Raw genomic sequence first — 21,979 nt, forward strand, 5'->3', positions numbered from 1 at the left:
CGCAATGTTTTCCAGTATTATAGAACATCCGTTCGCGAATATCAAATATCAACTGTAAAAATAACCGTCATACGTATTTTTTTAGAAGATGTGCTTTTTTAAATCATATTTTTGATTGACTAATTAATCAAAATTAATTACGATTGCCTTATGAAGAACACTTCTGTCAAGGAGGATGAACACCATGTCGCCCAGAGTGAATGAACAGAATCAGCAAATTCGTGATAAACGCAAACAGCAGCTGCTGGCAGCCGGAGCGAAGGTATTTGGAGAGCGGGGCTATGCAGGCACGAAAGTCAGCGATATTGTAGGGGAAGCTCAGCTAAGCCACGGCTTGATTTATCATTATTTTTCTTCCAAGGAAGATATATATATGGAGTTAGCAAAGATGGCATTTACTACTTCCTATGACACGATTCATCAGGCTGTGAACAGCAATGGAAGTCCTTATGAACGTCTAAAGGCAATGACGGAAGAGATTCTTGCTCACACCCGGGAGAGCGGTTATTTCTTTCTGATCGCGCTGCAAACCAATACGTCCAAGACGGTCCCGGAGCAGGCATCAGCGATCTCAGCAGAATATTCGGCCAAGAGCCTGGAGTTGCTCACGCATCTGTTCCAGCAAGGTCAGAAGCATGGGGAATTCATCAAGGCGGATCCATCACAGCAAGCTCTTATGTACACTTCGATGCTGAACGGTGTTGTGTTTACCCGGTTAACCTATCCGTCGTTGGAACGCTTTCCGCAAGTAGATCAAATCTTGAGAGCTTTCATTAATACTTCGTCTGTAAAGGAGTGAGTTGATGGATACGAAGGTTTCATCCATATTTAGAAGCGATAGTATGCGAGCACACTTTACAGCTGCTTATGACCAAGCGCTGAGCGAGTGGCCAGTTTCTTACGAATCCTGCTTAGTTACAACTGACTTCGGAACTACTCATATGATCAAATGCGGCAATAAGTCGAATCCGCCTCTGCTGCTCATTCACGGAATGACCGCGACTTCTCTCATGTGGAGCGCAAACATTGCCGAATGGTCCAAGGACTATTATGTTCATTGCATTGAAGTCCCTGGAGACTTTGGCAAAAGCACGCTCGTCAAGCCGCTATCAAGCAGAGCAGCAGCAGCGCAATGGCTGTTGGAGCTGGTCGGGGAGCTGCATTTGGGCGCGTTTCATTTATTGGGGCATTCCATGGGCGGTTTTTTGTCTTTGAATTATACGGTAGCGCATCCGTTGCGGGTACGTTCGCTGGGGCTGCTGGCACCTGCCGGCTCCTTTGCGCCGCTGTCAAGGATGTTCTATGTAAAGATGTTCCCTGCTGTGATGTTCCCAATACAGTGGTTTATTGATCGCGCATTCAAGTGGTGCATGTCGAAGCATAATAGTCTGGAGCTGCTGCCAGAGTCTTACAGAGCGCTCCTTGCAGCGAGCTACCAGAGCTGTGCTCCTCGGCTCGGGCTGCTTCCTGCCGAATTTACAGAGGGAGAACTATCGCAGCTTCCAGTCCCTACCTTATTCGTGGTCGGGGAAGACGAAGTCATTTACCGCCATTCCATCAAGACGGTTCAAGCGAAGGCGAGCCTCATTCCAGATGTCACAATCGCAACCATCCCTAGGGCAGGGCATTTCTTAAGTATCGAACAGAAACAACGGATTAACGAGCTTGTCATTGAATTTCTCAGGCAACACCCTATCAGTACCCACAACGTATAGGATTAGGCGGATGTATCGCATTAATCGAGAGGGGGTATCCTCGTCATGGATAAATTATCAATCGGCCGCATGGCCGAATTGAACCACACCTCTGTCCAAACGCTGCGTTATTATGACAAGCTGGGTCTGCTAAAGCCTGAGTACGTCGAAGAGAGCACCGGTTACCGCTACTATGCGATTAAACAATGCGCCAGACTGGACATGATTAACTATATGAAGTTTTTAGGCATGTCATTGGACAACATTAAGGCATGGTTCGATACCGAAGACGTCGAATCTATCCCCGCGATGCTGCGGCAGCAAGCGCTCCTCATCGAACACAAGCTGAAGGAACTGGATCAGATGAAAAAAGCGGTCCATGTCAGCATCAAAAATTACGATACCTATATGAATGCTCCGGGAGACGGGCACATCGTTCTGCAGCATGTCCCAGCGCGCAAAATTTATTGTTACGACAGCAAGGTGAACATTTATGAAAATACGCTGGAGACGTACGAATACATTTTACGGGAACTGCGGGCGCAAGCACTCGTCAACCATTTGCCGATGGCTTACTTTTGCAATGTCGGCTCCATTATCCGTCAGGAAGCGATGGAACGGGGACAATTCGTATCGACAGAAGTTTTTCTGTTTGTAGATTCCGATTTTGAGATGCAAGCAGGTGTTGAGATTATCCCGGAACACGACTACCTGTGCATTTATTGCGATAGTTTCTTTCATGAGCGGGAGTATGCGGGCAAACTGTTCGAGCAGGTTCAAGAGCACGGCTACGAAGTGATTGGCGATTACATTTGCGAAGTGGTGGTGGAGCTGCCGGTATTTCATCATGACGAGCGGAATATGTTTATGAAATTACAAGTTCCTATCAAAAGGGATTGACTCTATAGTAACTATAGAGTTTATGATAAGGACATAGGAGCTCCCAAGTATCAATCGCATAATAGTTTGTGAAAAATATAACAATACAGGAGGTTGTCCACATGAAGGAAAAAATTAGAGTCATTCAATACGGCTGCGGTAAAATGGGACAGTTTTTTCTAAGATATCTGTATGAAAAGGGTGCGGAAATCGTAGGGGCGATCGACGTGAATCCGAACGTCGTCGGCAAAGATGTGGGCGAGGTTGCAGGCTTGGGCGTGAAGTTGAATGTGCCTGTCCGTTCCGATGCCGAGCAAGTATTCAGGGAATGCGATGCACAGGTTTGCATTATTTCGACGACAAGCTTGCTGACGGATACGTATGCTGCGTTTGAGCTGGCGGCCCGCTATGGCGTGAACGCGATTAGTACTTGCGAAGAGGCGTTTTATCCATGGACAACCTCTCCAGCCCTGACTAACCGTCTGGACCGGCTTGCCAAAGAAAACAATTGCACCTTAACCGGATCAGGCTACCAGGATGTGTTCTGGGGCAACTTAATTACGGTATTGGCGGGCGCGACGCATCAGATCACCCGAATTGAAGGCAAATCCAGCTACAATGTCGAAGAGTACGGCATTGCGCTTGCGGAAGTCCACGGCGCTGGCTTGACGCTCAAGGAATTCGAGGAGAAAATCGCAAGCAACAACGATCTCCCGTCCTTCATGAGAAACGCCAACGAGTGGCTGTGCTCGCAGTTCGGATGGACCATTAAATCAATGGATCAACAATTGATTCCGATCACGCACGATCAAGATCTGCATTCAACTACGCTCGGCAGAACGATTCCTGCTGGCGATGCCACCGGCATGACCGCCGTCGTCACGACCGTCACTCATCAAGGTCCGGTCATCGTGACGGAGTGTATCGGCAAGGTATACGCCGAGAACGAAGTGGACCACAACGATTGGGTCATCAAAGGCGAACCGAAAACGGAGGTTAACATCTCTTGCCCGGCCACTGTCGAGCTTACATGCGCTACGGTCGTCAACCGCATTCCTGATTTGCTCCAAGCTCCGGCTGGCTTCTACACCACCGAGAAAATGGCGCCGGCCCAGTACCGCACCTATCCGCTTCATTACTACGTAAAATAAACCGAATAGTGCAGAAGAAGGCGACAGCTTGTCACTGTCGCCTTTTTTAGCCGCAGCAGGAACGCCATTAATGGTGTTCTTTTTTGTATCAAGAGGCGTTGGCGGAGAAGCCCGCCTCCGCCCAACATGCGCCAACCCTTTAGGGCAGCGCTCTGGTCAAGCTGCAGAAGAACCGAAAATATGCGCAGTTATGCCGCCTCAAGGGAGTATCGCGGCAGCATTCATCGAAGCCCAGCCCGTTTCCTTAAGAAAAGGGTTAAGAAATCCGCCGCGGATTTGTCACAATTTATTCAGAAAATACGCAACATTTTCCTGCTCCCGTACGTCTAATTATGAAGGGAAAATTTTCTTATGGAAAGATGAAAGTAAACTGGGAGGATGAATACGTGAGAAAGCTATTATCTGGAATTGTGGCAACGTCACTGGTATTTTCTTTAATACTGCCGACCACACAATTGAATGCGGCAGCTGCCATTTCCGTCTATGTTGACGGATCGAAGCTGGCGATGGATCAACCGCCCGTGCAGTCTAGAGGACGGGTGCTGCTGCCTATGCGCGCCATTTTTGAATCATTGGGCGCAAGAGTGTCTTATAACTCGAGAACGAAAACGGTGACGGGCAGCAAGGACGGCACGACCGTTGTGCTGAAGCTTGGCTCCAAGTCGGCGACCATCGACAATATGAACGTAAGCTTGGATGTGCCGGCCAACACGCTGAGAGGCAGAACGATGGTGCCTGTCCGCTTCGTCAGTGAGGCATTGGGCGCCTTGGTGAGCTGGAACGAGAGAGGCAAAACGGTTACAATTACGACTCCGGACCGACCAAGCACTCCGGATAGACCGAATAGACCTGATACATCCGATGACGTAAGCGGAGTGAATAACGTATATGCGCAGGTGGTAGGGCAACAGGGCGATGGAAGCGACTTGAAAGTGAGCTTCTCCAGAGCGCCGTATGAATACAACGTGGATCACTACCGTGTCCTAGTTGTCAAATCGTCGAGCTCGTCTTCCTTTAATTTGTCCAAGGCTCGCTCCGTGTCTTCCAACAATTATACGACGGCTTATCCGCAAGGCGATGATCCGAGCGTGCGGCTGGATTCCCGCGCGCGCGACGTGGACGGGGATTATATCCGCAACAACCAAACGTACAACGTGTACGTGGTGACGGTTGGCAAGAGAAGCAGCCAGATGGCGCTTTCTTATCCGTCCTCGCAGATTTCGCTGTCTGACAACGGCGTGTCGGCGGCGAGCAATGTTCAAGTGCGCGATGTCGCGGACTATGGCGACGGACGGGACATGAATGTAAGCTTTACGAGACCGCAAAACGACAACAATATTTCGAACTACCGCATTCTGGTCGTGAAGACCAGAGACGCGAATCGATTCGATACGTCAATAGCGAATGGCGTCTCCAGCCAGAACTATACGACCGTGTACAAATCGGGCGGCACAACGCTGACATCGACGCTAAGCTCGACCGCAAGAGACACTTCGGGAGATTATATCCGCAATGGAGTGCCATATACGGTATTTGTGTTGTCGGTCAGCAATACGAATTCGTACTCGAATAAGCTGTCTTCAGGATCTGCCTCGATGACATTGGGTCAATCGGTCGGCTTGCCTGTCATTACGAAGGTTAGCGATGTAAGCAACTATGGAGATGGCCGTGATTTACAGATTAGCTTTAATCGGGCATCCGACGAATCGAAAGTAAGCTATTACCGGATTTTTGCCGTGAGATACCAAGATGCCAGCAGCTTCGATCTGACGGAGGCCAACAAAGTATCTTATGGCAGATACCATGACGTGTCTAAGACCGGATACAGCATCACGACTACGCTGCCTTCCAGCATGCGGGATGTGCATGGATCCTCTATCCGCAACGGAGAAACGTACCGCCTATTCGTAATGGCGGTGTCCAATAGCGGGGGCTCCTATAACAATGCGTTGTCAAACGCTTCGGATACGGTTACGCTGTCGAACAATAGTATCGTCAGCGGCGTAACCAATGTAACGGCCAGCGACGTGAGCGACTACAACGACGGCCGCGACCTGCGGGTATCGTTCAACCGGGCTTCGGATGAATCGGACATCAGCCAATACCGCATCATGGTCGTGAAGGCATCCAATGCGAACCGCTTCGATCTGTCAGCGGCGAACAACGTATCGAGCTACAATTATACGGCTGTGAACAAGACCGGTGGAAATATTAGCTTGGCGCTGAATTCCAATGCAAGAGATGTGGACGGATCGGCTATCAGGAACGGTGTGAGCTACCAAGTATTCGTGTTGTCCGTAGGCCGAGGCAGCTATAACAATGCGTTGTCCAGCCCGTCCGGAACGATTACGTTGTCGAACAATTCGACGGTGTATTCGGCAACGAACGTGTCGGCCAGCGACGTGAGCGACTACAACGACGGCCGCGACCTGCGGGTGACGTTCACGCGTGCCGCTGATGAAGCGAACATTAACCATTATCGCGTCATGGTTGTGAAAGCCGACAAGGCAGGCTGGTTCGGCGTTTCGGATGCGAATAATGTGTCCAGCTGGAATTCTACAGTCGCGAACAGAACAGGCGGCAACCTTGGCCTGACGCTGGCTTCCGATGCCAAAGACGTTGATGGCGATCGGATTCGCAACGGCATCAGTTACCGTGTATTCGTATTGTCCGTAAGCACGGGCAATCAGTCGAGCAACGCTCTGTCGTCTCCATCCCCGGCGATTACGCTTGCGGGCACTGCTGCAGTGGACGCCGCGGCGAATGTAACGGCGAATGTGACGGGCAGCTACGGCAGCGGACGTGATATCGAGGTAAACTTCATGGTGCCGTCCAACGAAGCGAACGTTGCTGAATACCGCATCATGGCTGTTCGTTCAGATCAAGCGTATGCGTTCAATCTGTCGAGTGCCAATAATGTCTCCGCCTCGAACTATACGAGAGTATCGAAACAGGGCGCATATATCAGGCAACAATTAACGGACTCGACTCGTGATATATACGGTGATGTGATTCGGAAGGGCGTGCCGTACCGCTTCTTTATTTTGACGGTGGCCGATGGAAGAACAGGCACGATTAACGCGCTGTCATCCTCGTCCGGAGATGTCACTCTCGCTGATCAATCCGTGCAGGCGGTTAGCGGTTTATATGCTCAAAGAGAGGGCAACAACGACTTTAGTGTCACTTTTGTCAAACCAAGCAATGAGAGCGGCATCGCTTACTATAAAGTAATGGCCGTTCCTTCCGGCAGCGCGAGCAGCTTCACGCTGGCCGATGCGGACCGGACGAATTCGAATGCTTCCAAGATGGTGAGCGTTAATGGCGACACCAAGGCATGGTTTAGTTTGTATGATACGGATGCATTCGGCAACCCGCTTACAACGGGCACTGCTTATAGAGTATTCATCTCGTCTGTCGTAGACGGGCGCACTACATCCATTAATGCGTTATCCGCTTCATCCAACGAGATTATTATAGGTGAAGGTTACTAAGAAGCATGTATTATCCATGCACCTGACCGTACCAGACGAAGCCCCGGAATCTATTTCCGGGGCTTATTTCTTTATTTTTATAGAACACGAAAAAGGAGGGGAAGAGGAAGACGGGAAGGTGTCGGACTGGCAAAATGCTGACGATACGGCTTCATGCTTGCACGCCTGCCATGCGATGATTGCAGTCAGGGCTTATCCTTGCTAAATTGTCACGTTCGGACTCCGTTTTGTCACCATAATCGATGTATATGAAACGAAAGGAACAAGTAAAATATACTTATAGATACGGGATACAGCCTTGTGCTCATATGAGCAATGTATAACAACTTGATTCAATCCACATCTATACTATTGGAGGAATGGCAAAATGATTATAACGACAACTTCTACGATACAAGGTAAAGAAATTGTGGAATACATTGACGTTGTCGCAGGTGAAGCGATTATGGGCGCCAATGTGGTGCGGGATATTTTGGCCTCCGTGCGCGATATCGTGGGCGGCCGTTCCGGAGCTTATGAGAGCAAGCTGAAGGAAGCGCGTGACATCGCCATGGAAGAAATGAAGGTTTTGGCCAAGCAAAAAGGAGCGAATGCGGTCGTCGGCATTGACGTTGATTATGAGGTCGTGCGTGAAGGCATGTTAATGGTCGCGGTCAGCGGGACGGCAGTCATTGTGCGCTAATTATGAAATGGTATTGAGATTTTGTGCATGTTGAGGGGACACCTAATGGGGTGTTCCTTTTTATATTGTAACGTGATCGCAGAGGGCTGCAGTGAAAAGCCTGTACATTTTCCAATGGAATGGATGGAGCGGAACGGTAGACGGTAAGTGCTGCAGGAACAGGCTGTTTATCGGCCCGCATCCAATTGGTCTGAGCTGGGAAGCGTGGATGAAAGGATAGCTCGTAGGAGAGACCCGCCGCAAACGATCGGCCTTGTAGTATAGAAAGCCCCCGCCACACATTCAGCCTCCGACGACGCCACTGGGGCACCTGGCATTCCTCCTCGCTCAGCAGACCATGCCCAGCCTCGGCAGTCCCCGGAACACCATAAATGCAACCTGCGGCTTCCTCCTGCGACCCTTTGTTAAAACAGTTGCAACGAAGGTTCGGTCGTAGGACAATGGAATCAAGGGAGATGTAATAGGGAGGCCACAAAATGAGCATGAATTTGGACAATCCAATGACGATAGAGTTAAAGAGGCATCTGGAGGAGCGAGAGCTAACCGCGGCAGAACACTACTTGTTCTCCGCGTGCAAGCAAGGAGTTCGGCTTGACTTGGCGCAACCGGACGAGTACGAACGGACTGGCGGCTCGCGCGTCGGCGGATATCCGGATCTGCCGGAGCTTACGGCTTGGCCGGTGACGGAGGACGGCACGAAGATGACGTTCCTCGCCCAGCTCAATCTGGCGGACATTGCGCCGCATGACAACGCCCAGCTGCTTCCGCAGCAGGGGATGCTCTATTTCTTCCTCGGCATGGATGAGCCGGCCTACAATATCGAGCACCGGGTCATCTACGCAGAACGGGCCGGGACACTGCAACTGCAGAAGCCAGATGGCATTACCGCGCTGCAGGAAGACAAGGACGGTGAGGAATTCCGGCCGTACACGGTACGCGCACGATCCTCGCTGGAGCTGCCGAACTATGCGTATGTGGATGAAGATGCGCTTGATATCGAAGACATCGAGAGCTATTACGATCTGATCGATGAACTGGCTGACACCTCGGCGCACAATTGGGGCTGCATGTTCGGCTATCCGGAAGGACAGCACGACGACGCGGAGGTGGAAGCGGCATTGATGCTGATCCTGAACGAAAGTTATGATTACAGCCCGGAACGATCGCTTCAGAAGCTGACGGCTCATTTCGGCGGTGACCGGGAGCGTGCGGAACAAGAAGTAAAGGATACCATAATGCTGCTTGAGATCGACAGCAGCGATCCGGTTGGCTTTTCATGGTGGGACTGCGGGGTCATCCACTTCTTTATGCGCAAGGAAGATATGCTGAAGCGCGATTTTTCCCGTACTTATTGCTCGCTGTATTCGAGCTGAACCGCCAATGCAGTTTTTTCAGGAAAGGTGAGAGGGTCATGCGACAAGAACGCATACTGCTGGTGGAGGACGACATTTCGATTGTTGAAATGCTGACCAATCATTTGGCTAAGGAAGGGTTTCACGTCACGGCGGCGCACGATGGGGAAGAGGGAGTAACGAGGTTCCGGCAGGATTCCTTCGACATGATTGTGGTCGATCTGATGATGCCCAAGCTGGATGGCATGGAAGTGATTAAGCTGATTCGCGCGACGAGCTCCATCCCGATCTTAATTATGTCAGCCAAGGATAGCGACGTAGATAAGGCATTGGGACTGGGATTCGGCGCGGATGATTACATTGCCAAGCCGTTCTCCCTCATTGAGCTGACGGCAAGAATCAAGGCGGGGATCCGCCGCGCCACGGCGTACTCCCATTCCGTTCAGCAGGAGGAACGCGGAAATGTGCTTACGTTCGAGCAGTTGACTGTCGATTTGGATAATTTCTCCGCCATGAAGCAGGACGAAGACATCAAGCTGACATCCAAGGAGTTCGATATTTTAAAGCTGTTCATTACCAATCCGAATCGCGTATTCACGAAAGCGCAAATTTATGGCTTCGTATGGAACGATGACTATATGGGCGATGAGAATGTCATCAACGTGCATATTCGGAGACTGCGCGAGAAGATCGAGGATAATCCGTCTGAGCCAAAATATATAAAGACGTTATGGGGAATCGGATACAAGTGGGCGGGCCATTGACATGACAATTGCGTTGGCCGCCATCGTCGCCGTTCTGCTGGGCATCATCGCCATGCAATATGTGTTCAACCGAACGAGAAGCGCGGGCATTCGGCGTCTTCATGAACAGTTGAACCGAATCGTCAACGGCGGCACAGGGGAGAAGCTGCTGCTCGTGACGGATGATCAGGAGCTTATACCGCTGCTCGTTGAAATCAACCGCCTTCTGGAGCGCAACCAACAATCATTGGCTAGCCACGCCAAGACCGAAATCGCGATGAAGAAGATGATTTCGAATATTTCGCACGATTTGAAGACGCCGTTGACCGTAGTGCTCGGATACTTGGAAACGATAAATCTGGATATGCAGATGAGCCAGGAAGAACGGGCCTCAATGCTGTCCAAAGTGGAGAAGAAGACGATTGAAGTATTGGAGCTCATTCATAAATTTTTTGATCTGGCGAAGCTGGAGTCGGGGGACAAGGACATCCCGCTGACTCGAATCCATCTGAATGAGATTTGCCGGACGAACATGCTGGCCTTTTATGACGTGTTGACGGCGAAAGGCTTCGAGGTTCATATCGATATTCCTGACCAGCCGCTATATGTGATGGGAAATGCCGAAGCGATGGATCGGATATTGAACAATTTGATTTCCAATGCGATTCAGCATGGGGGAGACGGCAACACGATTGGGCTGGCGTTGCGGGAAGACGGGGATTGGAGCCGAATAGAGGTGTGGGATAAAGGGAAAGGCATTAAGGAGCTGCACCGGGATCAAGTTTTTGAACGGATGTACACGCTTGAAGATTCCCGGAACTCGTCGTACCAGGGCAGCGGCCTGGGGCTGACGATCACGAAGCGGCTGGTCGAGAGCTTAGGCGGGACAATCCACCTGTACAGCAAGCCGTATGAGAAGACGGCCTTTTCTTTTTCCCTGAAGAAAATACGTTATTAGTCAGCCTTTTGAACATGCAAGCTGAGCCGTGCGGTCCGCTTAAGAAATTCGTAAGAATCGGGTAAGAAAAAAGAGAATTTCACCCCTTACAATAAAGATAAGTGAAGGAGCGAAAGGGGAACCAATCATGACCTGCCTGTTGAGAACCAACCAGCTAACGAAGACGTTTCAAGGCAAAGAAGTCGTCTCGAACGTTAATATGAATATCCAAAAAGGGGAAATCTATGGCTTCCTCGGACCCAATGGAGCCGGCAAGACGACGATCATGAAAATGATTACGAATCTGGTGAAACCGACTGCCGGCGAAATCGAGCTGTTCGGGGAAAAGCTGACCGATACTTCCTATCATCTGCTGGGAAGAATGGGCACCATTATCGAATATCCGGTCTTCTACGACAAGCTGTCGGCCAGAGACAATCTGGAGCTGCATTGCGATTACATGGGGTACCACAATAAGCAAGCCATCGACGAAGCGCTGGAACTGGTCAAGCTGACGAATACCGGCAGCAAAGCGGTGAAAGACTTCTCCCTCGGGATGAAGCAGCGGCTTGGCATCGCAAGAGCCATTACGACGAAGCCTGAATTGCTCATGCTGGACGAACCGATCAATGGACTTGATCCGGTCGGGATTAAGGAAATCCGTGACTTGTTCAAAATGCTGAGCAAGGAGTACGGCATCACGATCTTGATTTCCAGTCATATCTTGGGGGAAATCGAACAGATGGCGGATACGATCGGCGTTATCAATCACGGTAAATTGATCGAGGAAGTATCGATGGAGCAGATCCGGGAGAAAAATACGGAGTACATCGAATTTACGACGAACGATTGCAAAAAAGCGGCGTTTCTGCTGGAGAAGCATCTGAATGTATCCAACATGCGCGTAATCGACAATCAGATCATTCGCGTGTACGATCCGTCCGTGCCGCAGAGCTCGATTACGAAGACATTGGTCATGAACGATGTCGTCATCGAGTCGATTCACAAAAAGAACAGCTCGTTGGAGGACTATTTCCTGTCCTTGCTGAATGGCGGTGGCATCGTTGCGTAAGCTTATAAGCTTGGAGCTGAAAAAATTCAAGATCGGCAGATATATTCGCGGCGCTCTCATTGCGAACGCCGCCATTTTGGGCATGGTGCTGCTGATGATCTACGGGGCCGAGTATGCGGACGAGACCGTCTTTACAACCTATTCCGAAGTGTTCACCGGCATCGACACCTTCGTGAGAGGCACGTTTATCGTGTTCGCCGCCGTGTTGTTGTCGCGCTTCATTATTGATGAATTCAAAAACAAGTCGATTACGGTGCTTTTCATGTATCCGATTAACCGGAAAAAGCTCATTTCGGCGAAACTGCTCATCGTATTCTTGTTTACGTTCCTGTCCATCATCATCTCCGACTTGATCGTAAGCGGCGCTGTACTGGCAATCAACGGGTATACGCACAAAATGAGCGAGCCGTTAACAGCCTCGATTCTGACGGGCGCTTTGATTAGCTTCGGGATGAATGCGCTGGCAGCCAGCTGCATGAGCCTCATTCCGCTTTATTTCGGGATGAGAAGATATTCAACGGTAACGACCATCACTACATCGCTGCTCATCGTGCTTATCGTCTGCTCGAACAATGGCGGGGTGTCGCTCAACAACATCATTATCATCCCGATTACGCTGGCCATCATGGGCGCTTTTGTCGCCTATGCCGCGCTCAGAAACATCGAGCATGTCGATATCAGCAAATAGAAAGAACGAAAAGAGCGCCCGTCAGAGGCGCTCTTTGTCATGAATCTCACCAGGAGAAGCAACGAATCTTGTAAGCCGGAAAAATATTATTGGCTTGCCCCGTCCGCAGCTTCCGGAATGACGGGCACGCCTTGCAGCGGCTTCCCTTCCTTATAGTACAGCGACGGGGTGAGAATGACGTAGAATATATGGACTTGGTCATATCCATGCTCTTGCAATAGAGCGTAGAGCTTGGAAGCGACCGCATCATGCTTCTCTTGTTCCCGCTGAAACATATAGATCTCGACAGACAAGGGCGAGTTGGCGACGGGGATCGCGTGTATCAGCTCGATCTTCACGATCTCCGGCGGAATATGGACGGTATCGGCAACCAGGTGGATGACTGCTGATGAGATGCGTTCGACAAATGGCTGCTTAAACCCTTTAAAACGAATAAACGGCATAATATCATCCCTACTTTAAACTCTAGTATCATATGTCATTGTTTATATATTTAATTACCATTACGTATCATAACACAGGTTGTCCCATTTACGGAATAGTTGTCTCGATTCGAACTGCGTTTGTCTCGCCCCGCAAGGAACGATATGCGTATTATTCCTAGTCTATTCATAGTCAGCGAACCGCTGCCGCGTTTTGCGCGAACACGCTGCGGGCCGCAAAGAGACAGACGGCACAGACGGCTGTATATATGACCATCAAGGTCTGGAACGAGGAAAGATCGAGAATGATGCCGGTAAAAATGAGCGACAGCTGCAGCACCGAGGTTTCAATCATCCGTTTTAACGAGAAAAAGCGGCCCAGCGCATCTTTGGAAATGCGCACCTGCGCCTCCGTATTGGACAGCGGGATGAATAGCCCGCCGGCGAACCCGAATACGGCAAAGCCGATAATTTGAACCGGCATGACCGGAATAATCAGGATGAGCAAGCTGCCAATGACCAGCATGGCCCCGCCGAAGAGCAGCGCGGATGTGCTCATACGCTGCGCAAGCTTCTTCATCGCCAAGCCCGCGATCAGGATGGACGTGCCCTCCACAGCATAAATGATCCCTTTCAAGCCGTCAAAATCATTGGCTTCGCTCAGCTCAATGGCAAATACATTGAAGCCGCCAATAAATAAAAACGGAATGCACGTCATGATGAGCAGAGCCTTGACCATTGGCTCCCGCCGCATAAGCGGGAATAACTCCGAGAAGGAGGCTTTGGCACGCGCTCGGTGCGTAACGTTGCCGAGCTGCGACCGGTCAAAGGACAGCATGCACGTCAAAATAATCAATACGACGTAGGTGAGCCCGGAGATGACATAAATGTTCTGCAAAGACAGAACGGACAGCAAGACGCCGCCGATGGCGGTTCCGAAGATGCGGGCAATCGTAGTCAGATTGAAATTGAGCATGTTCGCCTTCATTAGCTGATCCTCCGGCACAATGACCGGCAGCGCGGCATTAACCGTCGGAAAATAGAATGACGAGGATATGACAATGATCAGTTGAAACACGACCATATACCAGACGTTCTGCTCCCATATGGCGGCGAGCATAAAGCCGATGGCGGCGATCCGCAGCATGCCGCTGTATAGCAAAATCTTCTTCGGGTGAAACCGGTCGATGATATTGCCGGCGTACGGGGCCAAGAAGATGCCGAATACAGCCCCCGACACCAGGATGAACGACTGCAGGAAGCGGGAGGACAATTGCTCGCTTAAAAACTGCAGGCTGCCGATCGTGCCAATCCATGCCGCCAGTTCGGATACGAACACCCCGGATAAAATAAGCCACATATTTCTATTCGAGTTCGCTGTCATCGTGCTCTGTGCCCTCCTGTCCGTTACCGAATGCCGCCGCTTGGCCGCCGCTTCGTTGAAATCCGATCAGCGACATCATGTAAGGCTTCGCATCTGCAGGCCCATTCGCTTCCTGCTGCTTGAAATGCTTGCGGTACAGCTCCTTAAATTCCTTCAGAAAGGCGCTAAACTGCTCTTCCGTCGCATGAAATTGATAGGTGGCCGCCAAGTTTTTCTTTACGTCTTGGTGATGGCTCTGCAACTGAAAAGCCTCGCCCGGCGCCTTCTCGATTTCTTGCCGCGTCGTCAGCACCGTTTCGAGAAAGACTTGCCGGGACGTCTCGATGAGCTCATGGCTCGGCAGCAGATCATCGCTCGGAATGAACCTTCTCGCCACTGCTTTATAGAACTTCTGCATAATGCCGTTCTTTTCTTCCACCCGCACGATATGCACGATGCCGTGCTTCTCCAGCTCCTTCAGATGAAAATAAATCTTGGTCTTCGGAATGGCGAGAATTTCGGCCAATTGCTGCCCCGTGTACTCTTGTTTCACCAGATTCATCAATATTTTCGTACGCAGGGGGTCGCTGATCACTTTCAATTTCTCCAGCGTGTCAATAATAAACAAGTCCTGTTGCATTAATGTGTTCACCCTTTTTTTAACGTTCAATTTTATTTGATTGTTCAAATTTATCATTCCTCACCAAGGGTGTCAATTCCAAAATGACAACGATACCTTAAATTGACCCGGACAGGATTAGCGCCATGCATTAGAAAAGAAATATAAAATTCGTTATGAAGTTTCTGCACACAGGGATGGAAGCGGTTGCGCGAATTAGCGTACAATGAGAATATAATGTCGGGGAACGTGGGAGGCGAGTGCTGCAAGCCCCGTAATCTGATGATGATGGAGGGGGAATACGCATGGCGATTAAAGCGATTGCATTGGATTTTGACGGGCTTATTTTAGATACGGAAACGGCAAGTTATTTATCCTTTCGCGAGATATGTCAGGAGTACGGACACGATATGCCGCTTGCCGTCTGGAGGGAGTGGGCCGGAGGAATCCGCACCTGGCCATTGGCGTGCGAATATTTGGAAGGGCTTCTGGGCAAATCAGTGGATCGCGAAGAGCTGCACCGCCACCATCGGGCCATATACAATGAGATGATTGCGGAATGGGACGTGCTTCCAGGCGTGAGGGAAGTATTGGATACGGCCGGAAGGCTGGGCCTCAAAGTCGCGCTTGCTTCCAGCGCTTCGGCTGCGTGGGCGGTGAATCATGTCAAGCGCTACGGCTTGCTCGATTATTTCGATTTTTTGCAGACGCGCGACAATGTGACCAAGGTCAAGCCCGATCCCGAAATCTATTTGAAGGCGGTGGACGGACTTGGCGTAAGAGCGGACGAGACGATTGCGTTCGAGGATTCGGTGGTAGGAACACAAGCGGCGAAGGCAGCGGGACTCTATTGTGTCGCGGTGCCGAATCATGTTACGGCGAATTGCTCGTTCGATCACGTCGACATTCGGTTATCATCACTTCTTGATATGGGACTGGAGGATATTATCCATACTTTGGAGAAGGGCAATCCGGTGCCCCAAGAAAGTGATATATAGACACAGTACACAGTCACAATAATTAGGGGTGAGAGCTATGGACGCTACGTTCATGAGTTTTAATTTGCGATACAACGAGATCCAAGACGGGGAAAATGCGTGGCCATACCGGGTTGACAAGGTGGCCGAGGTAATCCGGAGCCACGAACCCCTGATCATCGGGACTCAGGAGGGTCTTCACCCGATGCTGCTCGATATGGAGCAGAGCTTGCCGCAATATGGTTTCCTTGGCGAGGGGCGCTATGGCGGACATCAAGATGAGCATAATGCCATTTGGTATGATAAAGAACAGCTTACAGTGCTCGAACACGGACAATTCTGGTTGTCGGAGCAGCCGGCTCGCCCAGGCAGCATAAGCTGGAGCAGCAGTCTGCCGCGTATTTGCACATGGGCCCGGTTCCAGCTTGCCAAAGATTCTGCCAGTGAATTTATCGTGTTCAATACGCATCTGGATCACGAGAGCGAGGAAGCCCAAGTGAACGGAATTCGCCTCGTTCGGCAGCACATGGAGGAGCAATTCCGCAAGCGCGCGCTTCCTATGATATTGATGGGAGACTTCAATTCTACGCCTGACAGCCCTGTCCTGAACGTTCTTCGCTCCAATCCGGACGGCAGTGTTCTGTCTTTGACAGACGCCTATTCGGCAGCCGCCGGCAAGGTCGGGGCCACATTCCATGACTTCCAGGGCGGAGAAGACGGAGAGGCCATCGATTATATTTTTGTGTCCAGTGACATTCGCGTTATAGCGACCAAAGTAATTCGGGATCGGGTAAACGGGGGATACCCTTCTGACCATTACCCGGTAGCGGCGCGCGTCTCGATGAGCTGACAGACTTGCCCCGCGTACCCGGGGATTGGATGCAACAGCGGCGGCGTTTCCGGTGAACTGCCGAGAAGCGCTAGCCGCTATCGGGATCACCTCGTATGGTACATAAGAGGAGGAAGCATCTTCGTATTGATTACCATTGATGACTGACAGAGGGGACAGCTCGGCGTTTTTTCAAACGTGAGATTTTCTCTCATCCAGCAAGAACAGTCCTCACTGCTGCAACTCCAAATGGAAGTCTGCTCTTCCGGAACCGGCTCGACATTTTTTTTAGAATAATACATCGCAAAACCCTCCTTGCGTATTATAGGGGCCGCGGGCAATGGGCAATGAAAAAGAACTGCCCGGAGGACAGCCCTTTTTTAATTGGCTACAGTCTTGCCACGCAAAAGCGGATTGCATGAGTTCATGGAACCACTCCATATATAGTATGTGAATTAAGTCCTGAATATATGTTAACTATTTGTTCAACAGGCCTGTGCACGAGAAAAAGGGGCTGCATGCATAGTTTTCCAAAAAAATTTCCAATTGGCCGTCCGACGACTTGCAAATCGCATTTTTATATGGTATCATTATGTCAATTGCTAAATTTGAACCACGCTTCACACATTGAAAAGGGTATCATTTTTACGATGGAACTTTTTTCAATGTGTGAATTTTTTTAAAGTTGAAAAAATAAACATGTTATATTTCCTTTTGGAGGTCAAGAATTATGCAAACAGGTACAGTAAAATGGTTTAACGCAGAAAAAGGTTTTGGTTTTATCGAAGTTGAAGGCGGCAGCGATGTATTCGTACACTTCAGCGCGATTCAAGGCGAAGGCTTCAAATCGTTGGACGAAGGACAACGCGTTCAATTCAACGTGGTACAAGGCAACCGTGGACCACAAGCTGAGGACGTAACGAAGCTGTAAGCTAAAGCCAGACGACTGCTCTTGACATGTGTGAAGAGCAGTTTTTCTTTTGGTTGCAGGATCAAAAGAAAGGGAGGGGTAACGATGAATTATCGCAAGAAGCCATTAGAAGAGATTCCGGAGGAAAATACGGCCATCTGGTCTTGCACGAAAGAAGGCTGCAAGGGTTGGATGCGCGACAATTTTGCATTCGAGAATGAGCCGACTTGTCGGCTATGCAACTCTCCGATGGTCCGTGATATGAAGATGCTACCGTTACTTGTTAACCCGAATGGCGATCTGAAATCGATCAAGAAGGGTGTGCAGATCGATTAGCTGTTCCGATAACAGCATTCCTCTGCGTAACGAGACGGATTGACGGACGACGTATCATTGTGGTTGTGAACAGCCTCCGCCATGTAGAAGGACACCTCAAGAGGTGTCCTTTTTGCGTTATCTGCGTGAATTGAAGGTTATTTCCAATTGGCCTAAGGCTACTCGAACCCGGGATACTTTGCGGCTGCCTTCAAGGAGAAGCTCGGGGTCAGCCGGTGCGAGGTCATTCGGCAGCATCGGCGATAAACAAGCTTTCTTCATTGGAAGAGGGCTTTTTTCTATGATCAGGAGCGAAACCGGTTGGGAACGGCGCCTTGTGTTACCGCATTGGCGGCATTTGCGAAACAATAAGAAAATGAACATAATACGTTTATTTTGACATAAATCCGGCCTTTCAAGGCCGGATTTTCTCGATTGACGAGTATAACATTCGAGATATATACTACTAAATAGTTTACTGCTAATTATTTTAACTTTAAAATAATTGTCGAAGGGAAACGATTTCGATGCCGGTAAAACCAGAACTGCTTGAACTGTCCACCCTGTTTAGGTTGCTGCTGAAACGGATGACGAAGGAATGGAACAAGCGGATGATTGCGAACCTTTCGTTTTCGCAGTTCCGCATCCTTTATAAGCTCAATGAAGGGGGGAAGAAGAAAGTCTCCGAATTGGCGGAAGCATTGTGCATTACTTCTGGAGCGATTACCGGAGGCACGGATAAATTGATTAAAGAGGGATTGGCGGAGCGGAGAAGAGCGGAGGATGACCGCAGGGTCGTCTACATTTATATTACGGATAAAGGCAGAGAAATTGTGCAATTGATGCTGGAGCGTCAAAAAGAAACGATCTCCATGTTTTTTGCAAGCTTGCCGAATGAAGACGTCGGGCACTTGAAACGAATTTTCACTCAAATTTTAGAAAATACAGAGGGACAGCCAAAGGAGTAGAAGAAAAATCGTGGAACATTTGTCACATAAACGAAAATTGACCATTATGATGGCCATTATCGCAGCGATGTTCTTCTCTGCGATTAATCAGACGATTGTCGGTACGGCGCTGCCCCGAATTATCGCCAAGCTTGGAGGCATGGATTATTATACATGGGTAATCACCATTTATATGCTGACCTCGACCATTGCGACGATATTAGTAGGGAAGCTGTCCGATATTTACGGGCGCAAGCCGTTTATTCTTTCAGGCATTATATTTTTTATGATTGGCGCTTTCTTGTCCGGAACCTCGGCGGATATCATTCAGCTTATTATTTACCGCGGGATTCAAGGGATTGGAGCCGGGATTATTATGGCGACCGCCTTCACTGCCGTCGGTGATTTGTTCGCGCCGCGCGAGCGGGGCAAATGGACGGGAGTCATGACCGCGGTGTTCGGCTTCTCCAGTGTCATCGGGCCGGCATTGGGCGGTTATATTGTGGACCATATGGATTGGAAATGGGTGTTTTGGATTTTCCTCCCGTTGGGCATCGTTGCCTTCCTGATGATTCTCATCCTTTTTCCGAAGGTGGAGCGCAAGCAATCGGAATCGATCGACTACGCGGGTTCATTATTCCTGACGTTGACAATCGTGCCGCTGCTCCTTGCCTTCTCGTGGGCAGGCACGCAATATGCCTGGGACTCTCCGCAAATCATCCTGTTGTTTGCCGGAACGCTGGTCTCGCTGCTCATCTTCCTGGTTGTGCAGACGAGAGTGAAGAGTCCGGTGCTTCCGTTGTCATTATTTAAAAACGGCATCGTGACCATCTCGAATGTCATCGGATTTTTGATGAATGCGGGTATGATGGGGGCGCTGATTTATATTCCGTTTTTCGTGCAGGGCGTAATGGGCATCTCTCCGACCTATTCCGGTTACGTGACGATGCCGATGTCCATCTTCATGGTCATCTCCAGCGCAATTAGCGGTCAACTGATTACGAAGACGGGGAAATACAAACGATTCGCGCTCGCGGGCATGCCGATCATGATACTCGGCATGGTTATTATGAGCTTCATGGACAGCGTATGGATGGCTGTCGTCAGCATGATCGTATTCGGCTTCGGTCTCGGACTCGGGATGCCGGTCTTCACGCTTGCTGCGCAGAACGCAGTGCCGCCGCAGCAATTGGGCGTCGTCACCGCCTCCTCGCAGTTGTTCCGCAACTTGGGGGGAACGATCGGGATCGCCGTAATGGGCACCATTATGTCTTCACAGATAACCAGCAATCTGGAAGAAGCGGCCGCTTCGGGCAAAATGGTGGATTTGTCGCAGTTGGATCCAAAGGTTGCCGAACAGCTTCAAGCGTTTCATAACCCGCAAATGCTGCTGGACCAACCGAAATTGGAGCAGATTCACCAGAGCATGCCAGAGGCGCTGCAGTCGATCTTCTCGCAGATGATAGATATGCTGCGCGATGCGCTTAGCAGCTCGTTATCGACGGTGTTCTTATCCGGTGCGGCGCTGCTCGCCGTTGCCTTGGTATTGGCTTTCTTCTTGAAGGAGATTCCGCTGCGGATGTCGAGCCGCGCGTCTTCCGCGCAAGAGGATGGCGCGTCCGCGGGCCAGACTGGCGATGAACCGGCGAAGCAAGTGTTGTTGGAGCAAACGGCGGAATAATAAATGGAATAAGACGGAAACGTGCATGGCGGCGTTATCAGACCGGCGGCGGGCGGGGCAGGAGACTGTTCCTGTCCCGCCATTTTTGTGCTTTAGGCCTTTCGAGGCTCTGAAGGAGAATCAGGCTCGTCTCTCAGTCCATTTTCCTCTTCGAAAAAGGGGCGGGCCGGTTGAATCGCATAAAAGGTCACATCCGTCTTGCATACTTGGAACGCTCGAATGCCGATCTCGTTCCTGCCGCGGACCGGCGGTTGGAATGGAAGAACAATCCCATGGCAACCCGGGCGCACGCTATCGCCACAACGGTGAACAGAAGGGACCAGAAGACGGCGGGAATGAGCGTGGCTTCGCTTAGATTGGCCGCGTCGCCCGCTTGCGCAGGCTGCTGGATGGACGCAACGACAAGGAACAACGGCCCCAGGACGGATTCCACCAAGCAAATAAAAGCGACCAGCAAATAATAAAAATCGCGCAGCCAGCGCCAGGGCGCGAAATATATGGTTGCGCTCAGCGCGATGAACCCGATGCACCACGTGACCCCGAATGAATTGCGCACGAAGAAGAGAACGCTCGCCAGGGCCAATACGGTTACTGTAATTAAACCGGCTTGCTGCTTTCCGCGCGAATACATATAGAACAGCAGCACAGTGAACAAGGCGGAAATGATATACCCCGCAAGGGAGATAGGAATGAACCGCCACGAATGGGCCACGGACGAGTAGGTGACCCCGCTGTGGTCGGCGAATAGATGAATATACTGCACCTTGCCGGATAAAATCAGCGTAACGATTGCATGGCCGAATTCATGCACTAATGTATCGACGTTCCGGAAAAAGGACGAGAACGGAATCCAGCGCGTCAAGATGGCTACCCCGGCGATAAAAGCGATTGTCTTCCACCATTTATTCATAAATAATGATCAACCTCCGCAATCCAATTCTTCATACCGAGCATATTACAAAGGCGATGTCATGTAAAATACATTGTAGATTTGGATGGAAATAATTGAGAAAAAAACGATAAACATGTCGTCCAAGTTCTGTTTTTGTCGAATAGACAGTACTATTGGCGTAAGTTGTTTACAAGATCGGCAAAAGTAGTATACTTGTTCCGTATGAAACTTCTTCCAAGGAAACTTTCGCCTTTTACCTCACCTTAGAACATCCCTCTACTTTATTTTCACGATTATCGCGTAGACAAGAACGAAATATAAAGGGAACCGGCGGA

The 21,979-nt window shown here is 50.1% G+C and carries 24 protein-coding genes; 19 read left to right on the forward strand and 5 right to left on the reverse strand.

Annotated features, from left to right (window positions below):
• The first annotated feature begins 184 nt into the window (after nucleotides 1-184).
• The 13 genes from JSQ80_RS12150 to JSQ80_RS12210 all read left to right on the forward strand — a co-directional run bounded on the left by JSQ80_RS12150 (nucleotide 185) and on the right by JSQ80_RS12210 (nucleotide 12,689).
• On the forward strand, nucleotides 185-799 hold the full coding sequence (locus JSQ80_RS12150) for a TetR/AcrR family transcriptional regulator (protein ID WP_206095455.1): 615 nt from the start codon (nucleotides 185-187) through the stop codon (nucleotides 797-799).
• Nucleotides 800-803: 4 nt separating this feature from the next.
• Complete coding sequence (locus tag JSQ80_RS12155) at nucleotides 804-1,715, forward strand: alpha/beta fold hydrolase (protein WP_206095456.1); 912 nt, start codon at nucleotides 804-806, stop codon at nucleotides 1,713-1,715.
• A gap of 45 nt (nucleotides 1,716-1,760) precedes the next feature.
• Nucleotides 1,761-2,594, forward strand: a complete 834-nt coding sequence (locus JSQ80_RS12160; RefSeq protein ID WP_206095457.1) for a MerR family transcriptional regulator — start codon at nucleotides 1,761-1,763, stop codon at nucleotides 2,592-2,594.
• Nucleotides 2,595-2,695: 101 nt separating this feature from the next.
• Nucleotides 2,696-3,724 (forward strand): NAD(P)H-dependent amine dehydrogenase family protein, encoded by a 1,029-nt coding sequence (locus JSQ80_RS12165; RefSeq protein ID WP_206095458.1) that lies wholly within the window; start codon nucleotides 2,696-2,698, stop codon nucleotides 3,722-3,724.
• Between the two features lie 28 nt (nucleotides 3,725-3,752).
• Nucleotides 3,753-4,106, forward strand: a complete 354-nt coding sequence (locus JSQ80_RS12170; protein ID WP_206095459.1) for a hypothetical protein — start codon at nucleotides 3,753-3,755, stop codon at nucleotides 4,104-4,106.
• A gap of 4 nt (nucleotides 4,107-4,110) precedes the next feature.
• On the forward strand, nucleotides 4,111-7,215 hold the full coding sequence (locus JSQ80_RS12175; RefSeq protein WP_206095460.1) for a stalk domain-containing protein: 3,105 nt from the start codon (nucleotides 4,111-4,113) through the stop codon (nucleotides 7,213-7,215).
• Nucleotides 7,202-7,420 (forward strand): hypothetical protein, encoded by a 219-nt coding sequence (locus JSQ80_RS12180; protein WP_206095461.1) that lies wholly within the window; start codon nucleotides 7,202-7,204, stop codon nucleotides 7,418-7,420. Before JSQ80_RS12175 ends, JSQ80_RS12180 begins: the two co-directional genes overlap by 14 nt.
• Before the next feature lie 162 nt (nucleotides 7,421-7,582).
• Complete coding sequence (locus JSQ80_RS12185; protein ID WP_019419785.1) at nucleotides 7,583-7,897, forward strand: heavy metal-binding domain-containing protein; 315 nt, start codon at nucleotides 7,583-7,585, stop codon at nucleotides 7,895-7,897.
• 476 nt (nucleotides 7,898-8,373) lie between these two features.
• A complete protein-coding gene (locus tag JSQ80_RS12190; RefSeq protein ID WP_206095462.1) occupies nucleotides 8,374-9,270 on the forward strand; it encodes a YwqG family protein in 897 nt (298 codons plus the stop codon).
• Between the two features lie 38 nt (nucleotides 9,271-9,308).
• Nucleotides 9,309-10,013: a response regulator transcription factor gene (locus JSQ80_RS12195; RefSeq protein WP_087432249.1), complete on the forward strand. Its 705-nt coding sequence runs from the start codon at nucleotides 9,309-9,311 to the stop codon at nucleotides 10,011-10,013.
• A gap of 1 nt (nucleotide 10,014) precedes the next feature.
• Complete coding sequence (locus JSQ80_RS12200; RefSeq protein WP_206095463.1) at nucleotides 10,015-10,950, forward strand: sensor histidine kinase; 936 nt, start codon at nucleotides 10,015-10,017, stop codon at nucleotides 10,948-10,950.
• 127 nt (nucleotides 10,951-11,077) lie between these two features.
• Complete coding sequence (locus JSQ80_RS12205; RefSeq protein WP_206095464.1) at nucleotides 11,078-12,001, forward strand: ABC transporter ATP-binding protein; 924 nt, start codon at nucleotides 11,078-11,080, stop codon at nucleotides 11,999-12,001.
• Nucleotides 11,994-12,689, forward strand: a complete 696-nt coding sequence (locus JSQ80_RS12210) for an ABC transporter permease (protein ID WP_206095465.1) — start codon at nucleotides 11,994-11,996, stop codon at nucleotides 12,687-12,689. The genes JSQ80_RS12205 and JSQ80_RS12210 overlap by 8 nt, the downstream gene beginning before the upstream one ends.
• Nucleotides 12,690-12,775: 86 nt before the next feature.
• On the opposite strand, the gene JSQ80_RS12215 is transcribed toward JSQ80_RS12210, so the two are convergent.
• From JSQ80_RS12215 to JSQ80_RS12225, 3 genes are all read right to left on the reverse strand, one after another.
• The gene (locus JSQ80_RS12215; RefSeq protein ID WP_206095466.1) at nucleotides 12,776-13,132 is read right to left on the reverse strand and encodes a DUF1904 family protein; all 357 of its coding nucleotides are present in this window, start codon (nucleotides 13,130-13,132) and stop codon (nucleotides 12,776-12,778) included.
• Nucleotides 13,133-13,304: 172 nt separating this feature from the next.
• Complete coding sequence (locus JSQ80_RS12220; protein WP_206095467.1) at nucleotides 13,305-14,495, reverse strand: MFS transporter; 1,191 nt, start codon at nucleotides 14,493-14,495, stop codon at nucleotides 13,305-13,307.
• Nucleotides 14,476-15,114, reverse strand: coding sequence for a winged helix-turn-helix domain-containing protein (locus JSQ80_RS12225; protein ID WP_206095468.1), 639 nt, complete (start codon nucleotides 15,112-15,114; stop codon nucleotides 14,476-14,478). The genes JSQ80_RS12220 and JSQ80_RS12225 overlap by 20 nt, the downstream gene beginning before the upstream one ends.
• A 284-nt stretch (nucleotides 15,115-15,398) precedes the next feature.
• Here JSQ80_RS12225 and JSQ80_RS12230 point away from each other — a divergent pair, with 284 nt between their 5' ends.
• Nucleotides 15,399-16,091 (forward strand): HAD family hydrolase, encoded by a 693-nt coding sequence (locus JSQ80_RS12230; RefSeq protein WP_206095469.1) that lies wholly within the window; start codon nucleotides 15,399-15,401, stop codon nucleotides 16,089-16,091.
• A gap of 52 nt (nucleotides 16,092-16,143) precedes the next feature.
• Nucleotides 16,144-16,920, forward strand: a complete 777-nt coding sequence (locus JSQ80_RS12235; RefSeq protein WP_240463634.1) for an endonuclease/exonuclease/phosphatase family protein — start codon at nucleotides 16,144-16,146, stop codon at nucleotides 16,918-16,920.
• An 86-nt stretch (nucleotides 16,921-17,006) separates the two neighbouring features.
• Here JSQ80_RS12235 and JSQ80_RS12240 read toward each other — a convergent pair whose 3' ends face one another.
• The gene (locus JSQ80_RS12240; protein ID WP_087432257.1) at nucleotides 17,007-17,201 is read right to left on the reverse strand and encodes a cold-shock protein; all 195 of its coding nucleotides are present in this window, start codon (nucleotides 17,199-17,201) and stop codon (nucleotides 17,007-17,009) included.
• Nucleotides 17,202-17,629: 428 nt separating this feature from the next.
• On the opposite strand from JSQ80_RS12240, the gene JSQ80_RS12245 reads away from it, so the two are divergent.
• From JSQ80_RS12245 to JSQ80_RS12260, 4 genes are all read left to right on the forward strand, one after another.
• Nucleotides 17,630-17,830 carry a cold-shock protein gene (locus JSQ80_RS12245; protein ID WP_087432258.1) on the forward strand — a complete coding sequence of 67 codons (201 nt, stop codon included), beginning with the start codon at nucleotides 17,630-17,632 and terminating at the stop codon, nucleotides 17,828-17,830.
• Nucleotides 17,831-17,914: 84 nt separating this feature from the next.
• Nucleotides 17,915-18,145, forward strand: coding sequence for a cold-shock protein (locus JSQ80_RS12250; protein ID WP_087432259.1), 231 nt, complete (start codon nucleotides 17,915-17,917; stop codon nucleotides 18,143-18,145).
• A gap of 506 nt (nucleotides 18,146-18,651) precedes the next feature.
• Entirely contained in the window at nucleotides 18,652-19,092 is a 441-nt protein-coding gene (locus JSQ80_RS12255) for a MarR family winged helix-turn-helix transcriptional regulator (protein ID WP_087432260.1), read from the forward strand.
• 10 nt (nucleotides 19,093-19,102) lie between these two features.
• A complete protein-coding gene (locus JSQ80_RS12260; RefSeq protein ID WP_206095471.1) occupies nucleotides 19,103-20,752 on the forward strand; it encodes a DHA2 family efflux MFS transporter permease subunit in 1,650 nt (549 codons plus the stop codon).
• Between the two features lie 187 nt (nucleotides 20,753-20,939).
• Here JSQ80_RS12260 and JSQ80_RS12265 read toward each other — a convergent pair whose 3' ends face one another.
• Complete coding sequence (locus JSQ80_RS12265; RefSeq protein ID WP_206095472.1) at nucleotides 20,940-21,662, reverse strand: M50 family metallopeptidase; 723 nt, start codon at nucleotides 21,660-21,662, stop codon at nucleotides 20,940-20,942.
• Between the last annotated feature and the right edge of the window lie 317 nt (nucleotides 21,663-21,979).

This window comes from Paenibacillus apiarius (genome assembly GCF_017052585.1).
Taxonomy (GTDB): domain Bacteria; phylum Bacillota; class Bacilli; order Paenibacillales; family Paenibacillaceae; genus Paenibacillus_B; species Paenibacillus_B apiarius.

What these genes read in the sequence shown, in the direction of transcription:
- JSQ80_RS12245 (WP_087432258.1), top strand. Translation starts at nt 17,630, where the DNA reads ATGCAAACAGGTACAGTAAAATGGTTTAACGCAGAAAAAGGTTTTGGT.
- JSQ80_RS12200 (WP_206095463.1), top strand. Translation starts at nt 10,015, where the DNA reads ATGACAATTGCGTTGGCCGCCATCGTCGCCGTTCTGCTGGGCATCATC.
- JSQ80_RS12195 (WP_087432249.1), top strand. Translation starts at nt 9,309, where the DNA reads ATGCGACAAGAACGCATACTGCTGGTGGAGGACGACATTTCGATTGTT.
- JSQ80_RS12230 (WP_206095469.1), top strand. Translation starts at nt 15,399, where the DNA reads ATGGCGATTAAAGCGATTGCATTGGATTTTGACGGGCTTATTTTAGAT.
- JSQ80_RS12190 (WP_206095462.1), top strand. Translation starts at nt 8,374, where the DNA reads ATGAGCATGAATTTGGACAATCCAATGACGATAGAGTTAAAGAGGCAT.
- JSQ80_RS12265 (WP_206095472.1), bottom strand. Translation starts at nt 21,662, where the DNA reads ATGAATAAATGGTGGAAGACAATCGCTTTTATCGCCGGGGTAGCCATC.
- JSQ80_RS12160 (WP_206095457.1), top strand. Translation starts at nt 1,761, where the DNA reads ATGGATAAATTATCAATCGGCCGCATGGCCGAATTGAACCACACCTCT.
- JSQ80_RS12255 (WP_087432260.1), top strand. Translation starts at nt 18,652, where the DNA reads ATGCCGGTAAAACCAGAACTGCTTGAACTGTCCACCCTGTTTAGGTTG.
- JSQ80_RS12240 (WP_087432257.1), bottom strand. Translation starts at nt 17,201, where the DNA reads ATGTATTATTCTAAAAAAAATGTCGAGCCGGTTCCGGAAGAGCAGACT.
- JSQ80_RS12250 (WP_087432259.1), top strand. Translation starts at nt 17,915, where the DNA reads ATGAATTATCGCAAGAAGCCATTAGAAGAGATTCCGGAGGAAAATACG.
- JSQ80_RS12235 (WP_240463634.1), top strand. Translation starts at nt 16,144, where the DNA reads ATGAGTTTTAATTTGCGATACAACGAGATCCAAGACGGGGAAAATGCG.
- JSQ80_RS12155 (WP_206095456.1), top strand. Translation starts at nt 804, where the DNA reads ATGGATACGAAGGTTTCATCCATATTTAGAAGCGATAGTATGCGAGCA.
- JSQ80_RS12150 (WP_206095455.1), top strand. Translation starts at nt 185, where the DNA reads ATGTCGCCCAGAGTGAATGAACAGAATCAGCAAATTCGTGATAAACGC.
- JSQ80_RS12185 (WP_019419785.1), top strand. Translation starts at nt 7,583, where the DNA reads ATGATTATAACGACAACTTCTACGATACAAGGTAAAGAAATTGTGGAA.
- JSQ80_RS12215 (WP_206095466.1), bottom strand. Translation starts at nt 13,132, where the DNA reads ATGCCGTTTATTCGTTTTAAAGGGTTTAAGCAGCCATTTGTCGAACGC.
- JSQ80_RS12165 (WP_206095458.1), top strand. Translation starts at nt 2,696, where the DNA reads ATGAAGGAAAAAATTAGAGTCATTCAATACGGCTGCGGTAAAATGGGA.
- JSQ80_RS12205 (WP_206095464.1), top strand. Translation starts at nt 11,078, where the DNA reads ATGACCTGCCTGTTGAGAACCAACCAGCTAACGAAGACGTTTCAAGGC.
- JSQ80_RS12225 (WP_206095468.1), bottom strand. Translation starts at nt 15,114, where the DNA reads ATGCAACAGGACTTGTTTATTATTGACACGCTGGAGAAATTGAAAGTG.
- JSQ80_RS12220 (WP_206095467.1), bottom strand. Translation starts at nt 14,495, where the DNA reads ATGACAGCGAACTCGAATAGAAATATGTGGCTTATTTTATCCGGGGTG.